At 38.4% G+C, this 4940-nt stretch carries 6 protein-coding genes, 1 tRNA gene and 1 rRNA gene; 7 read left to right on the top strand and 1 reads right to left on the bottom strand.

All coding sequences use genetic code 11. The annotated features are described in order from the left end of the window. Positions 1–11: 11 nt before the first annotated feature. Both rrf and H8S88_RS09785 read left to right on the top strand, forming a co-directional pair. Positions 12–127, top strand: a 5S ribosomal RNA gene (rrf, locus tag H8S88_RS09790). A gap of 5 nt (positions 128–132) precedes the next feature. Next, positions 133–206, top strand: a tRNA-Asn gene (locus tag H8S88_RS09785). A gap of 74 nt (positions 207–280) precedes the next feature. Here H8S88_RS09785 and H8S88_RS09780 read toward each other — a convergent pair. Then, the gene (locus H8S88_RS09780) at positions 281–1630 is read right to left on the bottom strand and encodes an aspartate kinase (protein ID WP_125336170.1); all 1350 of its coding nucleotides are present in this window, start codon (positions 1628–1630) and stop codon (positions 281–283) included. A gap of 213 nt (positions 1631–1843) precedes the next feature. On the opposite strand from H8S88_RS09780, the gene H8S88_RS09775 reads away from it, so the two are divergent. From H8S88_RS09775 to H8S88_RS09755, 5 genes are all read left to right on the top strand, one after another. Beyond that, positions 1844–2635, top strand: coding sequence for an enoyl-CoA hydratase (locus H8S88_RS09775; RefSeq protein WP_048789390.1), 792 nt, complete (start codon positions 1844–1846; stop codon positions 2633–2635). Between the two features lie 98 nt (positions 2636–2733). After that, positions 2734–3168, top strand: a complete 435-nt coding sequence (gene fabT, locus H8S88_RS09770) for a fatty acid biosynthesis transcriptional regulator FabT (RefSeq protein ID WP_006597415.1) — start codon at positions 2734–2736, stop codon at positions 3166–3168. Continuing rightward, positions 3168–4142: a beta-ketoacyl-ACP synthase III gene (locus H8S88_RS09765; RefSeq protein WP_125336171.1), complete on the top strand. Its 975-nt coding sequence runs from the start codon at positions 3168–3170 to the stop codon at positions 4140–4142. The genes fabT and H8S88_RS09765 overlap by 1 nt, the downstream gene beginning before the upstream one ends. Before the next feature lie 55 nt (positions 4143–4197). Then, positions 4198–4422 (top strand): acyl carrier protein, encoded by a 225-nt coding sequence (locus tag H8S88_RS09760; RefSeq protein WP_003003892.1) that lies wholly within the window; start codon positions 4198–4200, stop codon positions 4420–4422. A 110-nt stretch (positions 4423–4532) separates the two neighbouring features. Then, a partial coding sequence (locus H8S88_RS09755; protein ID WP_236128282.1) for a nitronate monooxygenase occupies positions 4533–4940 on the top strand: 408 nt, incomplete at its 3' end.

Here is a 4940-nt window from a genome sequence, read left to right as displayed (position 1 = left end):
ATCATTCAGAGTTAAGTGACGATAGCCTAGGAGATACACCTGTACCCATGCCGAACACAGAAGTTAAGCCCTAGAACGCCGGAAGTAGTTGGGGGTTGCCCCCTGTGAGATATGGTAGTCGCTTAGCTTTTTTCCGCCATAGCTCAGTTGGTAGTAGCGCATGACTGTTAATCATGATGTCGTAGGTTCGAGTCCTACTGGCGGAGTCAGTACCCGAAAGGGTTTTTTTTTATTTCTCTTTATTAATAAAGTAAAAAAAGGTTCTTTCGAACCTTTTTTCTTATTTAAAGAAAACATCGTATAGAGCTTTAATAGCCTGTTTTTCTTGTTCTTGATTGACGACAAACATGATGGAAACTTCGCTAGATCCTTGAGAAATCATTTGGATATTAATGTTATTTTCTGATAAAGCCTTTGTGGCTGTAGCTGTTACACCAATTTGATTTTTCATATTCTCTCCGACAATCATAATAATGGAAAGATCATGTTCAATTTCGGCATAATCTACTTGTAAATCTTGGATTAGATGTTTTAAAATTTCTTGTTCTTTAATTGGAGTCAATTCTTTTGACCGAAGAATTACTGATAAGTCGTCAATACCTGTTGGCATATGATCCCAACTAATATTCAAATCTTCTAAAATTTGCAATAATTTTCTACCAAAACCGACTTCTCTATTCATTAGGTATTTGGTGGTATTAATGCTGACAAATCCAGAGTCTCCTGCAATCCCAACGACTTTAACATTTTCATCGGTATGGTTCAGCACAATCTTCGTACCTGGATGTTTTGGATTGTTGGTGTTCTTGATCACCATTGGAATCTTTCCACGATATGCAGGAACAAGTGCTTCATCATGTAGGACACTAAAGCCAGCATAGGCTAATTCCCGCATCTCTTTATAGGTTAATTCAGGAATAGAATGTGGCTGTTTGATAATGCCTGGGTGAGCTGCAAAAATACCATCGACGTCTGTAAAGTTCTCGTAGAGATCTGCTTTAACTCCCGCTGCGATAATTGATCCTGTAATATCAGAACCACCTCTTGAAAAAGTACAGACTTGTCCTTCTCTAGTAATTCCAAAGAATCCAGGGATTACTAAAATTTCATTATGGTTTCTCAGTTCTTCAATCTTATCGTAACTAGAAGGGAGAATGCGGGCATTGCAAGGTTCACTTGTTACAAAGATACCTGCATCTTTTGGATGGATATATTTTGCTTCTAAACCCTTTTTTACAAAGTAAGCTGCAATGAGTTTTGCATTGTTGTTCTCTCCAGCTGCTAAGAAGGTATCATATAAGAAGGTATTATCGGACTTGGGAAGTGTTGCAAGGGATTTGATATCTCTAGCAATCTCTTCGATAATTTCCTCGTCTAAGTCTAACTCCTCTGTAATGGAACGATAGCGATTGATAATCCATTCTTGACTTTGGTTCGTATCTTTTCCGTTGGTATATTCTTTATAATACTTGATGAGGGCATCTGTGACTTTTGTGTCCTCAGCATTGCGTTTCCCTGGAGCAGAAACGACCACGTATTGACGGGTTTCATCTTCTTTAACAATATTGAATACTTTTTCTAGCTGGGTAGCAGATGCTAACGAACTACCACCAAATTTAACTACTTTCATGTGGACTCCTTTATAAAACTTACTTTAAATTATACCAAAGATAAGGATTGGTTACAATCTAAAAAAGCACTGTTATCAAGCGAGTCTTTCGGGTGAGACACTTTGTTATGAAAATGTAATTTACTTCTCAAAGTAGTTGTGCTAAAATAATATGAAAATAAATAAGTTCAATTATCAAACAATTTGAATAGCTAATTAGTAAAGAGGTGGCTTATGGTGTTCGAAACGATTATTTATTCTGTAGAAGAGGATCTCGCATCTATTATTTTAAATAGACCAGAGGTTTCAAATGGTTTTAACATTCCAATGTGTCAGGAAATCCTTGAAGCATTAGAATTAGCTGAGAAGAATCCAGATGTTCGTTTTATTTTATTTAAAGCAGTCGGCAAGGTTTTTTCAGTTGGTGGTGATTTAGCTGAGATGAAACGGGCTGTTGATGCTGATGATATCGATTCGTTAACGCAAATTGCGGAATTGGTCAATCAAATCTCTAAAAAAATGAAGCAAATTCCAAAACCAGTGATTATGGTTGCAGATGGTGCGGTTGCAGGAGCAACTGCTAATATGGCAGTAGCGGCGGACTTTTGTGTTGCTTCTGATAAAGCCAAGTTTATTCAAGCCTTTGTTGGGGTCGGTTTGGCTCCCGATGCTGGTGGTCTATTCCTTTTAGGAAGAGCCATTGGTTTGACTAGAGCAACTCAGTTAGCAATGACTGGTGAACCATTAGGTGCTGAAAAGGCTCTGGAATATGGCGTTGTGTACAAGGTTTCTGAAGTAGAAAAATTAGACAAGACTGTCAACCAACTACTCATGAAGTTAAGACGTAGCTCAGACAATTCTTTTGCTGCGATTAAAGAGTTGGCTTGGTCTAGCATGCTGACTGACTGGGATCGTTATGCTGAAATTGAGTTGCGATTGCAAAGAAATCTTTCTCTAAAGGAAGACTTTAAAGAAGGAGTTATTGCCTATTCAGAGCGTCGGCGCCCAAAATTCCAAGGAAAATAAAAACGTAAAATTTTTATGTTTTTATTGCTGAGGCTTGCTATTTGGTTTGATTTTTGATAAAATTCGATTATCAAAGTAATGAATAGGGGGTGTGGTTTTTGAATTTTCAACTAGTCAATGATTACCTTACATCCATTTTTAACAACGTATTAGTCATCGAAGAAACTAGTTTACGTAGCAGTCGATTTAATGATGTTTCCATCAAGGAAATGCACACAATAGATGTCATCGGCTCAACACCAAACGCAACTCCAAGTGATATTTCGCGTTCGTTAATGGTAACGTTAGGTACAGTCACTACCAGTTTAAATAATCTTGAACGAAAAGGTTATATTGAACGAACCAGATCTGAAGTCGATCGTCGGGTTGTCCATTTGAGTTTGACCAAAAGAGGCAAGCTCTTGTATCGGCTTCACCAACAATTTCACAAGCGGATGGTCAATCAAATTATTGATGGGATGTCTCCAGATGAACGGAAAGTGATGCAAAAAGGGTTGCAGAATCTTTATCGTTTCTTGGAGGAGTTGAAATAATGACTTTTGCAAAAATTAGTCAGGTAGCCCATTATGCGCCAAGCCAAGTGATTTCTAATCAGGATCTTTCTGAACGGATGGATACCAGCGATGAGTGGATTGCTAGTCGGACAGGCATTCGGAAGCGTCATATTACTCAATCAGAATCAACCAGCGATTTAGCTACGGAAGTGGCTCGACGCTTGCTTGAAAAAAGTGGTTTACAAGCGGATCAGTTGGATTTTATTATTGTTGCAACGATTTCGCCCGATTCCATGATGCCATCCACTGCAGCTCGTGTTCAAGCTAAAATTGGGGCCTCTAAAGCTTTTGTTTTTGATTTGACAGCAGCTTGTAGTGGATTTGTCTTTGCGCTTGCGACTGCTGAAAAGTTGCTTCGGTCTGGCCAGTACAAACGAGGAATCGTTATTGGAAGTGAAACCTTATCGAAAGTGATTGATTGGGAAGATCGGACAACAGCGGTCCTATTTGGGGATGGTGCTGGCGGTGTTTTATTGGAAGCTTCCGAACAACAAACTTTTTTAGCTGAAAGTTTATTTTCTGATGGTTCCCGTGGAGAAGTTCTTCAATCATCATCTGTTGGTTTATCTTCACCATATTCTGATAAGGAAGAAGATAAAAAATATTTGTCAATGGATGGAAGAGCAGTCTTTGATTTTGCCATTCGGGATGTGGCTAAGAGTATTAAAAATACGTTAGCAGATGCTCCAGTGCCTGTTGAAGAGATTGATTATTTTCTTCTGCACCAAGCAAATGACCGTATCTTAGATAAAATGGCTAAGAAAATCGGGGTTGATAGAGAAAAACTTCCTGCAAACATGATGGAATATGGTAACACGAGTGCCGCAAGTATTCCAATTTTATTATCGGAGTGTGTTGACCAAGGACTGATCAAATTGGATGGAAGTCAAACAATTCTTCTGTCTGGATTTGGTGGAGGTTTGACATGGGGCTCACTTCTTGTTACAATCTAGTTAAACATGTGGTAACACATTTTAAAAATTTTTTATTATTTTAAGGAGGCCAATCATGGCAGTATTTGAAAAAGTACAAGAAATTATCGTTGAAGAACTTGGTAAAGAACCATCAGAAGTAACTCTTGAGTCTACTTTTGAAGATCTTGAAGCTGATTCATTGGATTTGTTCCAAGTGATTTCAGAAATTGAAGATGCATTCGACATTCAAATTGAAACTGAAGAAGGATTGTCTACTGTAGGTGACCTTGTTGCTTACGTAGAAGAAAAAACTAAATAATAATGGATGAGAGTATCGAAAGATATTCTCTCTTGTTTAGGTAATAGTTTGACGCTCAAAGCAAAGAATCGCTTTCAAACTATTACTTAAGCGAAAATGAGGAAGGTACTATGCAAACACGAATTACTGAATTATTAAACATTAAATATCCAATTTTCCAAGGTGGTATGGCTTGGGTAGCTGATGGTGATCTAGCGGGAGCTGTATCCAATGCGGGTGGTCTTGGGATTATCGGTGGAGGAAATGCACCTAAAGAAGTTGTCAAAGCGAATATTGATCGCGTCAAATCCATTACTGACAAACCTTTTGGAGTCAATATCATGCTCCTCTCTCCTTTTGCAGATGATATCGTTGATTTGGTTATCGAAGAAGGGGTTAAAGTGGTTATTACTGGTGCAGGGAATCCTGGAAAATACATGGATCGTTTCCACGAAGCTGGCATTACCGTTATTCCAGTTGTACCTTCAGTAGCTTTAGCAAAACGGATGGAAAAACTAGGTGCGGATGCTGTCATTGCT

This window comes from Streptococcus sp. GS001, assembly GCF_021595565.1.
In the GTDB taxonomy this organism is placed as follows: domain Bacteria; phylum Bacillota; class Bacilli; order Lactobacillales; family Streptococcaceae; genus Streptococcus; species Streptococcus xiaochunlingii.
Note: the sequence above shows the minus strand (reverse complement) of the source record. Positions and strands in the feature narration are given on the sequence as shown.

Coding starts and splice junctions, on each gene's coding strand:
- H8S88_RS09780 (WP_125336170.1), bottom strand. CDS start 1,630: ATGAAAGTAGTTAAATTTGGTGGTAGTTCGTTAGCATCTGCTACCCAG.
- H8S88_RS09775 (WP_048789390.1), top strand. CDS start 1,844: ATGGTGTTCGAAACGATTATTTATTCTGTAGAAGAGGATCTCGCATCT.
- H8S88_RS09765 (WP_125336171.1), top strand. CDS start 3,168: ATGACTTTTGCAAAAATTAGTCAGGTAGCCCATTATGCGCCAAGCCAA.
- H8S88_RS09760 (WP_003003892.1), top strand. CDS start 4,198: ATGGCAGTATTTGAAAAAGTACAAGAAATTATCGTTGAAGAACTTGGT.